Source organism: Streptomyces sp. NPDC042364 (assembly GCF_056437585.1).
This window is the reverse complement of the sequence record NZ_JBWKAJ010000002.1, coordinates 281077-296163: the sequence shown is the minus strand read 5'-3', so window position 1 is coordinate 296163 and position 15087 is coordinate 281077. Positions and strand designations below refer to the sequence as shown.

At 70.3% G+C, this 15087-nt stretch carries 13 protein-coding genes; 11 read left to right on the top strand and 2 right to left on the bottom strand.

The annotated features are described in order from the left end of the window. The first annotated feature begins 20 nt into the window (after positions 1–20). Positions 21–569 carry an N-acetyltransferase family protein gene (locus AC067N_RS04605; protein WP_478677420.1) on the top strand — a complete coding sequence of 183 codons (549 nt, stop codon included), beginning with the start codon at positions 21–23 and terminating at the stop codon, positions 567–569. 65 nt (positions 570–634) lie between these two features. Here the strand turns inward: AC067N_RS04605 and AC067N_RS04600 are convergent, their stop codons facing one another. Next, the gene (locus tag AC067N_RS04600) at positions 635–1210 is read right to left on the bottom strand and encodes an adenylosuccinate lyase (protein ID WP_478677419.1); all 576 of its coding nucleotides are present in this window, start codon (positions 1208–1210) and stop codon (positions 635–637) included. A 369-nt stretch (positions 1211–1579) separates the two neighbouring features. Here AC067N_RS04600 and AC067N_RS04595 point away from each other — a divergent pair, with 369 nt between their 5' ends. The 9 genes from AC067N_RS04595 to pssA all read left to right on the top strand — a co-directional run bounded on the left by AC067N_RS04595 (position 1580) and on the right by pssA (position 12570). Next, positions 1580–3394 carry a 3-hydroxyacyl-CoA dehydrogenase family protein gene (locus tag AC067N_RS04595; RefSeq protein WP_478677418.1) on the top strand — a complete coding sequence of 605 codons (1815 nt, stop codon included), beginning with the start codon at positions 1580–1582 and terminating at the stop codon, positions 3392–3394. Positions 3395–3554: 160 nt separating this feature from the next. Further along, positions 3555–4364 carry a TetR family transcriptional regulator gene (locus tag AC067N_RS04590; RefSeq protein WP_478677417.1) on the top strand — a complete coding sequence of 270 codons (810 nt, stop codon included), beginning with the start codon at positions 3555–3557 and terminating at the stop codon, positions 4362–4364. Positions 4365–4799: 435 nt separating this feature from the next. Then, positions 4800–6137 (top strand): crotonyl-CoA carboxylase/reductase, encoded by a 1338-nt coding sequence (gene ccrA / locus AC067N_RS04585; protein WP_468094616.1) that lies wholly within the window; start codon positions 4800–4802, stop codon positions 6135–6137. Positions 6138–6148: 11 nt separating this feature from the next. Further along, positions 6149–8185: a protein meaA gene (locus AC067N_RS04580; protein ID WP_478677416.1), complete on the top strand. Its 2037-nt coding sequence runs from the start codon at positions 6149–6151 to the stop codon at positions 8183–8185. Then, positions 8182–9141 carry an HpcH/HpaI aldolase/citrate lyase family protein gene (locus tag AC067N_RS04575; protein ID WP_478677415.1) on the top strand — a complete coding sequence of 320 codons (960 nt, stop codon included), beginning with the start codon at positions 8182–8184 and terminating at the stop codon, positions 9139–9141. Before AC067N_RS04580 ends, AC067N_RS04575 begins: the two co-directional genes overlap by 4 nt. A gap of 5 nt (positions 9142–9146) precedes the next feature. Then, the gene (locus AC067N_RS04570; RefSeq protein WP_478677414.1) at positions 9147–9659 is read left to right on the top strand and encodes a MaoC family dehydratase; all 513 of its coding nucleotides are present in this window, start codon (positions 9147–9149) and stop codon (positions 9657–9659) included. 3 nt (positions 9660–9662) lie between these two features. Further along, positions 9663–10868, top strand: a complete 1206-nt coding sequence (locus AC067N_RS04565) for an acyl-CoA dehydrogenase family protein (protein ID WP_478677413.1) — start codon at positions 9663–9665, stop codon at positions 10866–10868. Between the two features lie 180 nt (positions 10869–11048). Further along, positions 11049–11705, top strand: coding sequence for a phosphatidylserine decarboxylase (locus AC067N_RS04560; protein WP_159774840.1), 657 nt, complete (start codon positions 11049–11051; stop codon positions 11703–11705). Positions 11706–11748: 43 nt separating this feature from the next. Continuing rightward, positions 11749–12570 carry a CDP-diacylglycerol--serine O-phosphatidyltransferase gene (gene pssA / locus AC067N_RS04555; protein ID WP_478677751.1) on the top strand — a complete coding sequence of 274 codons (822 nt, stop codon included), beginning with the start codon at positions 11749–11751 and terminating at the stop codon, positions 12568–12570. Between the two features lie 92 nt (positions 12571–12662). On the opposite strand, the gene AC067N_RS04550 is transcribed toward pssA, so the two are convergent. Beyond that, positions 12663–13832 (bottom strand): glycerate kinase, encoded by a 1170-nt coding sequence (locus AC067N_RS04550; protein ID WP_478677412.1) that lies wholly within the window; start codon positions 13830–13832, stop codon positions 12663–12665. A gap of 173 nt (positions 13833–14005) precedes the next feature. Here AC067N_RS04550 and AC067N_RS04545 point away from each other — a divergent pair, with 173 nt between their 5' ends. Continuing rightward, a complete protein-coding gene (locus AC067N_RS04545; protein WP_478677411.1) occupies positions 14006–15076 on the top strand; it encodes an ADP-ribosylglycohydrolase family protein in 1071 nt (356 codons plus the stop codon). The last annotated feature ends 11 nt before the right edge of the window (positions 15077–15087 follow it).

Genomic DNA, 15087 nt, shown 5'->3' with positions numbered 1-15087 from the left:
CGCCCGCCTAGGGTTCCGCCATGGATGATCTTCATGACCTCGGGGTGCGGGCCATGACCCTGGCCGACTGCCGGGCCGTCGCCGAGATCCGGGTCGGCGGCTGGCGGACGGCCTACGCGGGGCTCGTGCCGCGGTCCCACCTCGACGGGCTGGACGTGGCGGAGGACGCGGAGAGGCGCCGCGGGATGCTCCTCAAGTCCGGCAACCCGGTGGTGAACCTGGTCGCCGAGCACGCCGGCGAAGTCCTCGGATGGGCGGCGCACGGGCCGTACCGGGCCGGTGAAGTCCGCACCCGCGACGCGGAGTTGTATGCGCTCTACGTTCGGCCGGACCGCCTCGGCGGCGGTGTGGGCGGAGCGCTGCTGCGGGCGTCGCTCGAACGGTGCGCGGCAGCCGGGCACCACCGGGTGTTCCTGTGGGTCCTCAAGGAGAACGTCCGGGCCCGCCGCTTCTACGAGCACCACGGCTTCGCGCCCGACGGCGCCGAGGAGCCGTTCGAGGTGGACGGGGTGGAGATACCGGAACTGCGGTACGCCCTGCGGCTGGGGACCGGCGAGAACTCCCCGTGAGGGATGCGGCGCAACCGCCCGGTGGGCCCCCTGTCTCGCGCCCCGGACCGGTGCCCCGGCGGAGGTCAGCGCTGCTTCGGGATCCTGGCCAGGGCACGGACCGCCGCCTCCGCCAGCGACGGGTGCGCGAGCGCCTCGTTGAGGACCCGCCCGGCCCGGGCGTCGCCCAGCTCCCCCAGCCCCTCCACGCACGCCAGGGCGACCCGGCGGTAGGGGTCGTGCGGGGTGAGGCGGCGTTCGAGCGTGGTGATCAGCGCGGGCACCGCCTCGGGGGCGCGGAGCTCGACGAGCAGACGGACGGGATGCAGGGCGTAGGCGACGCGCAGTTCGTTGGTGGCGAGGGCGGCGGCCGCGCGGGCGGTGCGGGGGTCACCGAGCCGGGCCAGGGCGTGGGCGGCACTGGCGCAGCGGGGCGGGTCGCGGTGGTTGAGCAGCAGCACGAGCGCTTCGAAGGCCCGCCGGTCCCCCGCGACGCCGAGCCGGAAGGCGGCCACCTCACGCGCCCACAGCGGCTGCCCGGGCTCGGTGAGTACGGCGGCCAGCTCGTCGGCGTCCTCGGTGGCGAGGAGCCGTGCGCAGCCTGCCGACCCGCCCGACTCGTTCCGCACACGCTCCGTGAGCGATCGCAACGCTTCGTCCATGCCGTCGAGATTACGGGCGGGACATCCTCTCAGGGACCTACATCACAAAGACGAGGGCTGGCGCGCTCGTTACCCACCGGTTAGGCTCAGACGAGCGAGTGACCCACTCGTATTCGCTCTCGGTGGTCTGGTGACGCGGCCGTCGTGAGCGCAGTCGGTTCGGTACGCGCAGTACCGCAGTGCGACTCGGCCTCGGGACAGGGCCGGTCGGTTCAGCCGTTCCCCCCCGGGCGTGTGCACGCCCGCGGCGACGGCACCGGGCGTGTGCGCATGCAGCCCGGCAACACCCGCACTCCACGCGCTGGTCGCGCCCTCGTCGGCGTACCCGGGCGCTTCCTCAGTCGTCACCCTCATCCCTGGAGTCCCGCGATGGCCACTCCCCTTTCCGACTCGCCCCTGTCCCAGCAGTCCCCCCTCAAGACGATCGCCGTCGTCGGCCTCGGCACCATGGGCACCGGTATCGCCGAGGTGCTCACCCGCGGCGGCCGCGAGGTCATCGGCATCGACATCAGCGAGGCGGCCGCCGCCCGTGCCGTCGCCGCGCTGGAGGCCTCGACCGAGCGCGCCGTGGCACGCGGCCGGATCACCGAGCGGGAACGCGGTGACGCGCTCGCCCGCTTCCGCACCTTCACCGACCTGCGGGCCGCCGCCGACGCCGACCTGGTGATCGAGGTGGTCCCGGAGTCGTACGACATCAAGCAGCAGGTCTTCCGGGAGCTCGACGCGATCGTGCGTCCCGAGACCGTGCTCGCCACCGGCACCAACGCCCTCTCGGTCACCCGGCTGGCCGCCGACTCCGCGCACCCCGAGCGGGTGCTGGGGCTGCACTTCTTCAACCCGGCGCCCGCGATGAAGCTGGTCGAGGTCGTCTCCTCGGTGCTGACCGCGCCGCAGGCCGTCACGGCCGTCACCAACCTCGCGCTGGACCTCGGCAAGGAGCCCGTCGCGGTCGGCGACCGGCCCGGATTCGTCGCCGACGGGCTGCTGTTCGGCTACCTCAACCAGGCCGCCGCGATGTACGAGGCCAAGTACGCCTCCCGTGAGGACATCGACGCGGCGATGCGGCTCGGCTGCGGTCTGCCGATGGGCCCGCTGGCACTGCTCGACCTGATCGGCATCGACACCGCCCGTACGGTCCTGGAGGCCATGTACGCGGCCTCGCACGACCGGCTGCACGCGCCGGCGCCGATCCTCAGGCAGCTCAGCGAGGCGGGTCTGACGGGCCGCAAGTCGGGCCGCGGCTTCTACACCTACGAGGCCCCCGGCTCCGCGACCGTCGTGCGGGACGCGCTGACGCCGCTGGAGGGGGTCGCCACGGCCCCCGGGCGCACGGTCCGCTCGGTCGGTGTGGCGGGCTCCGGGACCATGGCGTCCGGGATCGCCGAGGTGTTCGCCAAGGCCGGCTACCAGGTCGTCCTGGCCGCGCGCACCGAGGAGAAGGCGCAGGCCGCCAAGGCCCGCATCGGCAAGTCGCTGTCGCGTTCGGTCGACAAGGGCCGGATGACGGTCGAGGCCGCCGCCGAGACCCTGGACCGGATCACCCCGGCGGGCTCGTACGACGCGTTCGCGGACGTCGACCTGGCGCTGGAGGCCGTGGCGGAGGACCTGGAGGTCAAGCGGCAGCTGTTCGCGACCTTCGACAAGGTCTGCAAGCCGGGGGCGATCCTCGCGACCACCACGTCCTCGCTGCCCGTCGTGGCCTGCGCCCGCGCCACCTCGCGTCCGCAGGACGTGATCGGCATGCACTTCTTCAACCCGGCGCCGGCGATGAAGCTGGTCGAGGTGGTCCGCACGGTCCTGACCGCCGAGGACGTGCACGCCACCGTCCGCGAGCTGTGCGGGGCCATCCGCAAGCACCCGGTGGACTGCGGCGACCGGGCCGGGTTCATCGTGAACGCGCTGCTGTTCCCCTACCTGAACAACGCGATCAAGATGGTGCAGGAGCACTACGCGACGCTGGACGACATCGACGCGGCGATGAAGCTGGGCGGCGGCTACCCGATGGGTCCGTTCGAACTGCTGGACGTGGTGGGGCTGGACGTCTCGCTGGCCATCGAGAAGGTCCTGCACCGCGAGTTCCGCGACCCGGGGCTGGCCCCCGCGCCGCTGCTGGAGCACCTGGTGGCCGCGGGCTGCCTCGGCCGCAAGACCGGCCGCGGCTTCCGCGAATATGCCAAGCGCTGAGCGTCCGGGCGAGTGGTTCCACGAGGGCACGGACTGGGGCGGACTGCTCGCCCCGGGCGGCCGGTCCGTGCCCTCCGGCACCCGCACTCCCCCGCCCGAGCGGGGCGGGGGGATCGGTGGACCTGCGCACTCTCCTGCGCGGATGCAGTACGTTCGGGGCATGTCCCAGCCCGCCAAGTCCTCACGTACCCCAGCTACGCCCGACGCGCCGGAGAGTGCCGCGGGCAGTCGTGCCGCCGCCCAACGGCTCAAGATGCGCCGGGAACTGGCGGCCGCGGCCATGGAGCTGTTCTCGACCAAGGGGTACGAGGCGACCACCGTCGACGAGATCGCGGCGGCTGCCGGTGTCGCCCGGCGCACCTTCTTCCGCCACTTCCGCTCCAAGGAAGAGGCGATCTTCCCGGACCACGACGACACCCTGATCCGCGCGGAGGCCGTGCTCAACGCGGCACCGGCGCACGAGCACCCGCTCGACACGGTGTGCCGGGGCATCAAGGAAGTCATGAAGATGTACGCGGCGCGGCCGGAGATCTCGGTCGCCCGCTACCAACTGACCCGCGAGGTCCCCACCCTGCGCGAGGCGGAGATCGCCTCCGTGGCCCGCTACGAGCGCCTCTTCACCCGTTATCTGCTGGGCCACTTCGACGAGCACGCCCATGTCGACGACGGCAACGACGACCCGCTGCTCGCCGAGGTGGCCGCGTCGGCGGTCGTCACCGCCCACAACCACGTCCTGCGCCGCTGGCTCCGCTCCGGCGGCCAGGGCGACGTGGAGACCCAGCTCGACCACGCCTTCGCCATCGTCCGCAAGACCTTCGGCAACGGCATCGGCGCCGGCCGCTCCATGAACCCGGAGCCGGCCGTCGCCACGGCCTCCACCCATGGCGAGGTCCTGGTGACCGTCGCCCGGACGGACGCCCCCCTGGACGAGGTCATGCGCACGATCGAGGAGGCCCTGCGGGACCGCTGACGTCTTCCGCGGGCCTCCCGAAACCCCTCTTTACTCATCGGTAACTGTGATGACGGCCACCCCACGGGGTGGCCGTTTTGGCATGTCAGAGGCCCTTTTCCACCCCCGCCTGATCGATCATCGCTCAGGTGTTACGTAAAGATTTCACCTGAGCGAACTTTCTGGCACTCCGTGCCTTGCGGGGTGACACGGCGTGCCATACGTTGAAGGAGTCCGGGCGGCCGGCGGGCGGAGAACTCCCGTACGCCGGCTGTCCCCGCAAGCCATGTGCCTGCGCGCCCGGACGCCTGCGTCACAGGCACCCTTCCGCGCCACAAAGCGCCGCCGCAAGCACCACCCTCCGCCGAACCGACGGCATCACCAGACAGATCAGCAGCACCCGACGTAACCCTCAACAGCGTCTTCCCTCGGACGCTCGTCGCCGGAGGCACCACCGTGAAGGAAATCCTGGACGCGATCCAGTCGCCGGAGTCCACGTCCGCCGACTTCGCCGCTCTGCCGCTCCCCGAGTCGTACCGCGCGATCACCGTGCACAAGGACGAGACGGAGATGTTCGCCGGGCTCGCCACCCGCGACAAGGACCCCCGCAAGTCGATCCACCTGGACGAGGTGCCGCTGCCCGAGCTGGGCCCGGGCGAGGCCCTGGTCGCGGTCATGGCCTCGTCGGTCAACTACAACTCGGTGTGGACGTCGATCTTCGAACCGCTGTCGACGTTCGGCTTCCTGGAGCGCTACGGCCGGCTCAGCGAGCTGACCAAGCGCCACGACCTGCCGTACCACATCATCGGCTCCGACCTCGCGGGCGTCGTCCTGCGCACCGGCCCCGGCGTCAACGCCTGGAAGCCCGGTGACGAGGTCGTCGCGCACTGCCTGAGCGTCGAGCTGGAGTCCAGCGACGGCCACAACGACACCATGCTCGACCCCGAGCAGCGCATCTGGGGCTTCGAGACCAACTTCGGCGGTCTCGCCGAGATCGCGCTGGTCAAGTCCAACCAGCTGATGCCGAAGCCGGACCACCTCAGCTGGGAGGAGGCCGCCGCTCCGGGTCTGGTCAACTCCACCGCGTACCGGCAGCTCGTCTCCCGCAACGGCGCCGGCATGAAGCAGGGCGACAACGTCCTGATCTGGGGCGCGAGCGGCGGACTCGGCTCCTACGCCACCCAGTTCGCGCTCGCCGGCGGCGCCAACCCGATCTGTGTCGTCTCCTCGCCGCAGAAGGCGGAGATCTGCCGGTCCATGGGCGCCGAGGCGATCATCGACCGCAACGCCGAGGGCTACAAGTTCTGGAAGGACGAGTCCACCCAGGACCCCAAGGAGTGGAAGCGGTTCGGCAAGCGCATCCGCGAGCTCACCGGCGGCGAGGACATCGACATCGTCTTCGAGCACCCCGGCCGCGAGACCTTCGGCGCCTCCGTCTACGTCACCCGCAAGGGCGGCACCATCACCACCTGCGCGTCGACCTCGGGCTACATGCACGAGTACGACAACCGCTACCTGTGGATGTCGCTGAAGCGGATCATCGGCTCGCACTTCGCCAACTACCGCGAGGCCTGGGAGGCCAACCGGCTCATCGCGAAGGGCAAGATCCACCCGACCCTGTCGAAGGTGTACTCGCTGGAGGACACCGGCCAGGCCGCCTACGACGTGCACCGCAACCTCCACCAGGGCAAGGTCGGTGTGCTCTGCCTCGCCCCCGAGGAGGGCCTGGGCGTGCGCGACCAGGCCAAGCGCGACCAGCACATCGACGCCATCAACCGCTTCCGCAACATCTGAGGTCACAACAGATGACTGAGCGTCAGAAGGACCGGCCGTGGCTGATGCGCACGTACGCCGGCCACTCCACGGCAGAGGCGTCCAACGAGCTGTACCGGCGCAACCTCGCCAAGGGCCAGACCGGTCTGTCGGTGGCGTTCGACCTGCCGACGCAGACCGGGTACGACTCCGACCACATCCTCGCCCGCGGCGAGGTCGGCCGGGTCGGCGTGCCGGTCGCGCACCTCGGTGACATGCGCCGGCTGTTCCAGGACATCCCCCTGGAGCAGATGAACACCTCGATGACCATCAACGCCACCGCCATGTGGCTGCTGGCGCTCTACCAGGTCGTCGCCGAGGAGCAGGGTGCGGACATCACCAAGCTCCAGGGCACGACCCAGAACGACATCGTCAAGGAGTACCTGTCGCGGGGAACCCATGTCTTCCCGCCGGGGCCCTCACTCCGGCTGACGACGGACATGATCGCGTACACGGTCTCCCACATCCCGAAGTGGAACCCGATCAACATCTGCAGCTACCACCTGCAGGAGGCGGGCGCCACGCCGGTCCAGGAGATCGCGTACGCGATGTCCACCGCGATCGCGGTTCTCGATGCCGTACGCGACTCCGGGCAGGTCCCCGCCGAGAAGTTCGGGGACGTCGTGGCCCGTATCTCCTTCTTCGTGAACGCGGGCGTCCGCTTCATCGAGGAGATGTGCAAGATGCGGGCGTTCGGGCGGATCTGGGACCGGATCACGCGCGAGCGGTACGGCATCGAGAACCCCAAGCAGCGCCGCTTCCGGTACGGCGTGCAGGTCAACTCCCTCGGGCTGACCGAGGCGCAGCCGGAGAACAACGTCCAGCGGATCGTGCTGGAGATGCTGGCCGTGACCCTCTCCAAGGACGCACGCGCGCGTGCCGTCCAGCTGCCCGCCTGGAACGAGGCGCTGGGTCTGCCCCGGCCGTGGGACCAGCAGTGGTCGCTGCGCATCCAGCAGGTGCTGGCCCACGAGAGCGACCTGCTGGAGTACGAGGACATCTTCGAGGGCTCCCACGTCATCGAGGCGAAGGTCGCGGCGCTGGTCGAGGAGTCGCTCACCGAGATCGAGCGGATCCAGGAGATGGGCGGCGCGATGGCCGCCGTCGAGTCGGGCTACCTCAAGTCGCAGCTCGTCGCCTCGCACGCCGAGCGCCGGGCCCGGATCGAGTCCGGCCAGGAGAAGATCGTCGGCGTCAACATCTTCGAGACGACCGAGCCGAACCCCCTGACCGCCGACCTCGACACGGCGATCCAGACGGTCGACCCGGCCGTCGAGGCCCGGGTGATCGCCTCGCTCCAGCACTGGCGGGACACCCGCTACCAGCCGCCCTTCAACCACCCGCGCCCCTGCAAGGCGCTGGAGCGGCTGAAGGAGGCCGCGAAGGGCACCGACAACCTCATGGAGGCCACCCTGGAGTGCGCCCGCGCCGGGGTCACGACCGGCGAGTGGGCCGGGGCCCTCCGTGAGGTGTTCGGTGAGTTCCGTGCCCCGACCGGTGTCTCCTCCGCCCCGGTGGCCGTGGCGGCCGAGGCGGGCTCGGCCCTGTCGGAGGTCCGGCGCAAGGTGGACCTGACGGCGAGGGACCTGAGCGTCGGCAAGCTCCGCTTCCTGGTCGGCAAGCCGGGCCTGGACGGGCACTCCAACGGGGCCGAGCAGATCGCCGTGCGGGCCCGTGACGCCGGGTTCGAGGTGGTCTACCAGGGCATCCGGCTCACCCCCGAGCAGATCGTGGACGCGGCGCTCGCCGAGGACGTGCACGCGGTGGGGCTGTCCATCCTCTCCGGCTCGCACGCGCAGCTCGTCCCGGACGTCCTGGAGCGGCTGCGGGACGCCGGTGCCGCCGACATCCCGGTGATCGCCGGCGGGATCATCCCGAACGCCGACGCCGAGCAGCTCAGGGCCGCCGGAGTGGCCGCCGTGTTCACCCCGAAGGACTTCGACATCACCGGGATCATCGGCCGTATCGTCGACGAGATCCGCAAGGCCAACAAGCTCAACCCCCTCATCAGCACGGAGGTCCCCGTATGACCGTCAACCGTCTCCGCCCGCGGCGTTCCTGCCTGGCCGTACCCGGCTCGAACCCCCGCTTCCTGGAGAAGGCGCAGGGCCTTCCGGCGGACCAGGTCTTCCTCGACCTGGAGGACGCGTGCGCGCCCCTCGCCAAGCCCGAGGCGCGGCACACCATCGTCAAGTTCCTCAACGAGGGCGACTGGACCGGCAAGACCCGGGTCGTGCGGGTCAACGACTGGACGACGGAGTGGACGTACCGCGATGTCGTGACGGTCGTCGAGGGGGCCGGGCAGAACCTCGACTGCATCATGCTGCCGAAGGTGCAGAGCGCCCAGCAGGTCGTGGCGCTGGACCTCCTGCTCACCCAGATCGAGAAGACGATGGGCTTCGAGGTCGGGAAGATCGGCATCGAGGCGCAGATCGAGAACGCGCAGGGCCTCAACAACGTCAACGAGATCGCGCAGGCCTCCCCGCGCGTCGAGACGATCATCTTCGGCCCGGCCGACTTCATGGCGTCGATCAACATGAAATCGCTGGTCGTGGGCGAGCAGCCGCCCGGTTACCCGGCGGACGCCTACCACTACATCCTGATGAAGATCCTGATGGCCGCCCGCGCCAACAACCTCCAGGCGATCGACGGCCCCTACCTGCAGATCCGCAACGTCGAGGGCTACCGCGCGGTCGCGCAGCGCGCCGCCGCCCTCGGCTTCGACGGCAAGTGGGTGCTGCACCCGGGCCAGGTCGAGGCGTCCAACGAGATCTTCTCGCCCTCGCAGGAGGACTACGACCACGCCGAGCTGATCCTGGACGCGTACGACTACTACACGTCCGAGGCGGGCGGCAGGAAGGGCTCGGCGATGCTCGGCGACGAGATGATCGACGAGGCAAGCCGCAAGATGGCCCTGGTCATCTCCGGCAAGGGACGGGCGGCGGGGATGACCCGTACGTCGAAGTTCGAGATCCCGGAGGCCTGAGCGCAATGCAGTTCGGACGCACGTACGAGGAGTTCGAGGTCGGGGCGGTCTACAAGCACTGGCCCGGGAAGACGGTCACGGAGTACGACGACCACCTCTTCTGTCTCCTCACCATGAACCACCACCCGCTCCACATGGACGTCAATTACGCCGAGAGGACGACGGACTTCGGCAAGAACGTCGTGGTGGGGAACTACATCTACTCGCTGCTGCTCGGCATGTCCGTCCCGGACGTGTCCGGCAAGGCGATCGCGAACCTGGAGATCGAGTCGCTCAGGCACGTGGCGCCGACCTTCCACGGCGACACGATCTACGGCGAGACGACCGTGCTCGACAAGTGGCCCTCGAAGTCGAAGAACGACCGCGGCATCGTCCATGTCGAGACCAAGGGCTACAAGCAGGACGGCACGCTGGTCTGCGTGTTCCGCCGCAAGGTCATGGTGCCGACCGAGACGTACATCAAGGAGCGCGGCGGCGAGCAGCCCGGCCGCCCGGAACCGAAGCAGCAGGAGAAGTAGGCCATGGCCCGTCTCGCCCAGACCGCCGGTCTGACCGACGTCCAGCAGGAGATCCTCTCCACCGTCCGTGACTTCGTGGACAAGGAGATCATCCCGGTCGCGACCGAGCTGGAGCACCGCGACGAGTACCCGCAGCAGATCGTCGACGGCCTCAAGGAGCTGGGCCTCTTCGGCCTGATGATCCCCGAGGAGTACGGCGGTCTGGGCGAGTCCCTCCTGACGTACGCGCTGTGCGTCGAGGAGATCGCCCGCGGCTGGATGTCGGTCTCCGGCATCATCAACACGCACTTCATCGTCGCGTACATGCTCAAGCAGCACGGCACGCAGGAGCAGAAGGACCACTTCCTGCCGAGGATGGCGGCGGGCGACGTCCGCGGCGCCTTCTCGATGTCGGAGCCGGGCCTGGGCTCCGACGTGTCGGCCATCACGTCGAAGGCGGTGAAGGACGGCGAGGAGTACGTCCTGAACGGCCAGAAGATGTGGCTGACGAACGGCGGGACGTCGAGCCTGGTCGCCGTCCTCGTCCGGAGTGACGAAGGACACCCCGAGGGCACCGCGCCCCACAAGTCGATGACGACCTTCCTCGTCGAGAAGGAGCCCGGCTTCGGGGAGGTCCGTCCCGGCCTCACCATCCCCGGGAAGATCGACAAGATGGGCTACAAGGGCGTCGACACGACCGAACTCATCATGGACGGACTGCGCATTCCGGCCAATCGTGTACTGGGCGGCGTCACCGGCCGAGGGTTTTACCAAATGATGGACGGTGTAGAGGTCGGCCGGGTGAATGTGGCCGCCCGTGGCTGCGGTGTCGCACAGCGTGCGTTCGAGCTCGGCGTGCGGTACGCCCAGCAGCGCCACACCTTCGGCAAGCAGATCGCCCAGCACCAGGCGATCCAGTTCAAGCTGGCCGAGATGGCTACCAAGGTCGAGGCCGCTCATGCCATGATGGTGAACGCAGCACGCAAAAAGGACTCGGGCGAACGAAACGACCTCGAAGCAGGGATGGCGAAGTATCTCGCCTCCGAATACTGCAAGGAAGTCGTGGAGGACGCTTTCCGGATCCACGGCGGCTACGGCTTCTCCAAGGAGTACGAGATCGAGCGCCTCTACCGTGAGGCTCCGATGCTGCTCATCGGTGAAGGTACCGCCGAAATCCAGAAAATGATCATCGGTCGCCGGCTACTCGAGGAGTATCGATTCCAGGGTTAGTCCAGGGTCGAATGTCTGGTTCGGGGTGTTTTCTTCGAGAAGAAGATCACACCCCGTCAGCAGTCTTCGGCCGTCGACTCGGCTTCCTGGCTTGCCCAGTTGCGGGCCGCGACCGGTACGATCCCCGGAAAGCCGCCGTCCCCTGTCACCGCGCGGCATCATCCGCTACGAAGGTCATCCATGCCCCACAGCCAAACCTCTGCACCTCGCGACAGCCTCGCCGGCGTACGGCTCGCGCGCGGAGCATCGCCGTGGCTTCTCCCGACCGTCGCCACCGCAGCACTCAGCCTCGCCCGCTCGCGCCGCTCCGGCGTCGCCCGGGCCGTGGCCGTACCCGCCACCGCGCTGGCGGCGGGCATGCTGTGGTTCTTCCGCGACCCCGAGCGTGAGATCGCCCAGGGCCGGGTCATCTCGCCCGCCGACGGAGTGGTGCAGAGCATCATGCCGTGGAAGGACGGCCGGACCCGCGTCGCGATCTTCATGAGCCCGCTCAACGTCCACGTGAACCGCGCGCCGCTCTCCGGCACGGTGACGTCCGTCGAGCACATCCCGGGCGGGTTCGTCCCGGCGTTCAACAAGGAGAGCGAGAACAACGAGCGCGTCGTCTGGCACTTCGACACCGAGCTCGGTGACATCGAGATGATCCAGATCGCCGGCGCCGTGGCTCGCCGCATCGTTCCGTACGTTCCCGAGGGCACCAAGGTCGAGCAGGGTGACCGGATCGGGCTGATCCGCTTCGGTTCGCGGGTCGACATCTACCTGCCCGAGGGCGTGGAGGTCGACGTCGAGGTGGGTCAGAAGACCGTGGCTGGGGTGACTCGCATTGACCGTGATTGATCCTGATACACAGGCCGGGAAGGCCGGCCCGGCGACCGACTGGGTGCCGGACGTGGACGAGGCGGAGGACGACGCGGAGGAGATGCCGCTGTCGCTGCGCCTGTCGATAGCGGACACGCTGACCCTGGGCAACGCCACGTGCGGCTTCATGGCGGTGTACTTCACCACCACGGGCATCCTGATCCCGCACCTCACGGGCAGCCAGGAGCTCGGCATGGCCCGCCACAGCGCGGCCACGGCGGTCATCCTGATGCTCTGCGCGGCGATCTTCGACCTGTTCGACGGGCTGGTGGCGCGCAAGCTCCGCTCCTCGCCGATGGGCGCGGAGCTGGACAACCTCTCCGACCTGATCAGCTTCGGGCTGGCACCGGCGTACTTCGTCCTCGTCTACGGCATGGTCGCGAACGACGCGCATCAGCGGGTGGCCGCGGTGGGCGCGATCGTCGTACTGCTCGCGGTGGTGCTGAGGCTCGCCAGATTCTCCTGTGTGACGGTGAAGGACGGCACCTTCCAGGGCATGCCCTCGCCGTTCGGCGCGCTGACCGTGGTGTCGATCGTGCTTCTGGAGCTGCCCTTCGAGGCGACGCTCCTGGCCATCCTCGGCACGGCGTGGCTGATGGTGAGCCGGGTCGAGTACCCGAAGCCGCGGGGTGTCCTCGCGGTCGCGATGCTCTCCTGGATCGTCCTGTCCATGGGCCTCCTGGCGGCCTGGGCCTTCGCCGCCCCCGGCGGACAGTTCCTCCTCCAGGCCGGCTGCGCCCTGCAGCTCGTCATGGGCGCGGTGATCCCCCTGTTCGCCACGGCCCGCCGGGTGAACAACTTCCGCGGCAACCGCCGCGAGGCACGGGCGGCCCAGCTTCCGTAGTACTCCGCGGAAGGGCCCCGAACCCGCTCGGGTTCGGGGCCCTTCTCGTATGCGCGCCGTGCGACGCCGGCGGGGGAGCGGGCCCCCTCCCGTCAGGTCAGGAAGTCCCGGGCGATCCGCTCGGCCACCCGCTCCAGGATCGGGCCCGGGTCGGCGATGCAGCGCTCCACGTCCGGCTCGGCCCCCGTCAGGGGGTAGGCCCTGCGGATGCCCGCCTGTCCCAGTGCCTTGGGGGGCAGGGCCAGGCGGCCGCAGACCGCCACGACCTCCTTGCCGGCGGCCCGCGCGGCCGCCGCGACACCCGCCGGGGCCTTGCCGTGCAGCGTCTGCTCGTCCAGCGAGCCCTCACCGGTGATCACCAGCGTGGCCTTCTCCAGTGCCTGGGCGAAGCCCAGGACGTCGAGCATCACCTCGATGCCGGGGCGGAAGCGGGCGCCGAGGACGAGGGCGCCGTAGCCGATGCCGCCCGCCGCGCCCGCGCCGGGCGCGAGGGCGTACTCGGCGGCCCGGCTGCCGAGCGACGTCTCCAGGACGGAGGCGAAGTGCGCCAGAGCCGCGTCCAGGACCGCCACGTCCGCGGGGCTCGCGCCCTTCTGCGGGCCGTACACGGCGGGGGCGCCCTTGGGTCCCGTCAGCGGGTTGTCGACGTCGCTGGCCAGGACGAGGTCGAGGGAGTCGAACCTGGGGTCCAGGTCCGACAGGTCCGCCGTCACCAGGTCGCGCAGTCCTCCGCCGCCGGGCCCGACGGGTTCCCCCGCCGCGTCGAGGAAGCGCGCCCCCAGCGCGGCGAGCATCCCCGCGCCGCCGTCGGTCGTGGCGCTCCCACCGACCCCGAACACGATCGTGCGCGCACCGGCGTCGAGGGCGGCGCGCAACAGCTCCCCGGAGCCGTACGTGGAGGCCGTGAGCGGCGCGAAGACCCCGGCCGGCAGCAGCTGCAACCCGCTCGCCTCGGCCATCTCGACCACGGCGGTGCCGCCGCGCAGCGCGTACGCGGCGGTCACGGGCTCGCCCAGCGGGCCGGTCACCCGCACCTCGTGTCGTTCGAATCCGGCGGCGACCGCGGCGGCCACCGTGCCGTCTCCCCCGTCGGCCACCGGGAGTGCCTCGACCGCCAGGTCCGGCAGGACCCGGCGCAGGCCCGCCGTCACCCGCTCGGCGACCTGGACGGCGGTGAGCGTGCCCTTGAACTTGTCCGCGGCGATCAGCACCCGCGGGATTGCCGTGTCAGTACCGGTCCCGTCCACAGCGGCGTTCGCCACCTTGCATTCCCCTCGCTCATCGGGCCTTGCGCTTGTCAAGGCAGTCGCGCCGCTGTGACCTTAACCTCACCGGGGCCCCCGCGTCATGCCCCGCCCCGCCCGCCGAACACGACACGCCGTGTGGCCACCCGTTCACCGAGCGCCGATCCGCGGAATTGGGTAGACCTTCAACCATGACCCCTTCGGGCACCGAACTCGCCGACCGTGTACTCGGAGGCTGGCTGGGCCGGATCGCGGGCAACATGCTCGGGAAGCCGGTCGAGCAGGGCGACCACTGGACGCGGGAGCGCATCGACCGCTATCTGCGCCGGGCCGACGCGCTGCCCCTGACCGACTACATGCCGGAGCCGGCCGACGAGGGCGACCGGCTCGCGCTGCGTCCCGAGTGGCGCCAGTGCGTGCGCGGTCGTATCCACGGCAGCTGCCGCGACGACGACGTCGACTACGCGATCCTCGGGCTCCATCTGCTGGAGACGCACGGCTTCGACTTCACCACCGAGCAGGTCGGCGACCTGTGGCTGCTGCGGCTGCCGTATCTCCAGACGTTCACGGCGGAGCGGGCCGCCTACCGCAATCTGGCCAACGGCCTGAAGCCTCCGCTGACCGCCACGTACGACAACCCGTACCAGGAGTGGATCGGCGCCCTCATCCGCGCCGACGTCCACGGCTGGACCTGCCCGGGCGCGCCCCGCCGCGCGGCCTCGCTGGCCCGCCGTGACGCGGTCCTGTCGCACACCGGGAACGGCGTGTACGGGGCGATGTGGGCGGCGGCGCTGGTGTCGGCGGCGTTCACGGCGGGCACCGTGCGGGAGGCGGTGGACCAGGCCCTGACGGTCGTCCCGGCGAGCAGTCGGCTCGCGCGGACCGTGCGGCGGGTGGCCTCGCTGCACGAGACGGGGATGGCCTGGGAGGACACCCTCGCGACGGTGGCGCAGGAGACCGCGGGCACGAACTGGATCCACATCGTCCCGAACGCGGCGGTGCTCACCGCCGGGCTGCTGTACGGCGACGGCGACTTCACCCGCACCGTCGCGCTGACCGTGCGCGGCGGGCTGGACACCGACTCGAACGGCGCGACCGCCGGTTCGGTGGCGGGGGTGCTGTGCGGGGCCGCGGCGATCCCGGACCGGTGGAAGGACCCGCTGGAGGACACCGTGCGCAGCGCCGTGTTCGGCTTCGACGGAGTGCGGATCAGCGAACTCGCCCAGCGGACCGTGCGGTTGGCCGAGGCCTCCGCGCTCTGAGGGCAGGCTCC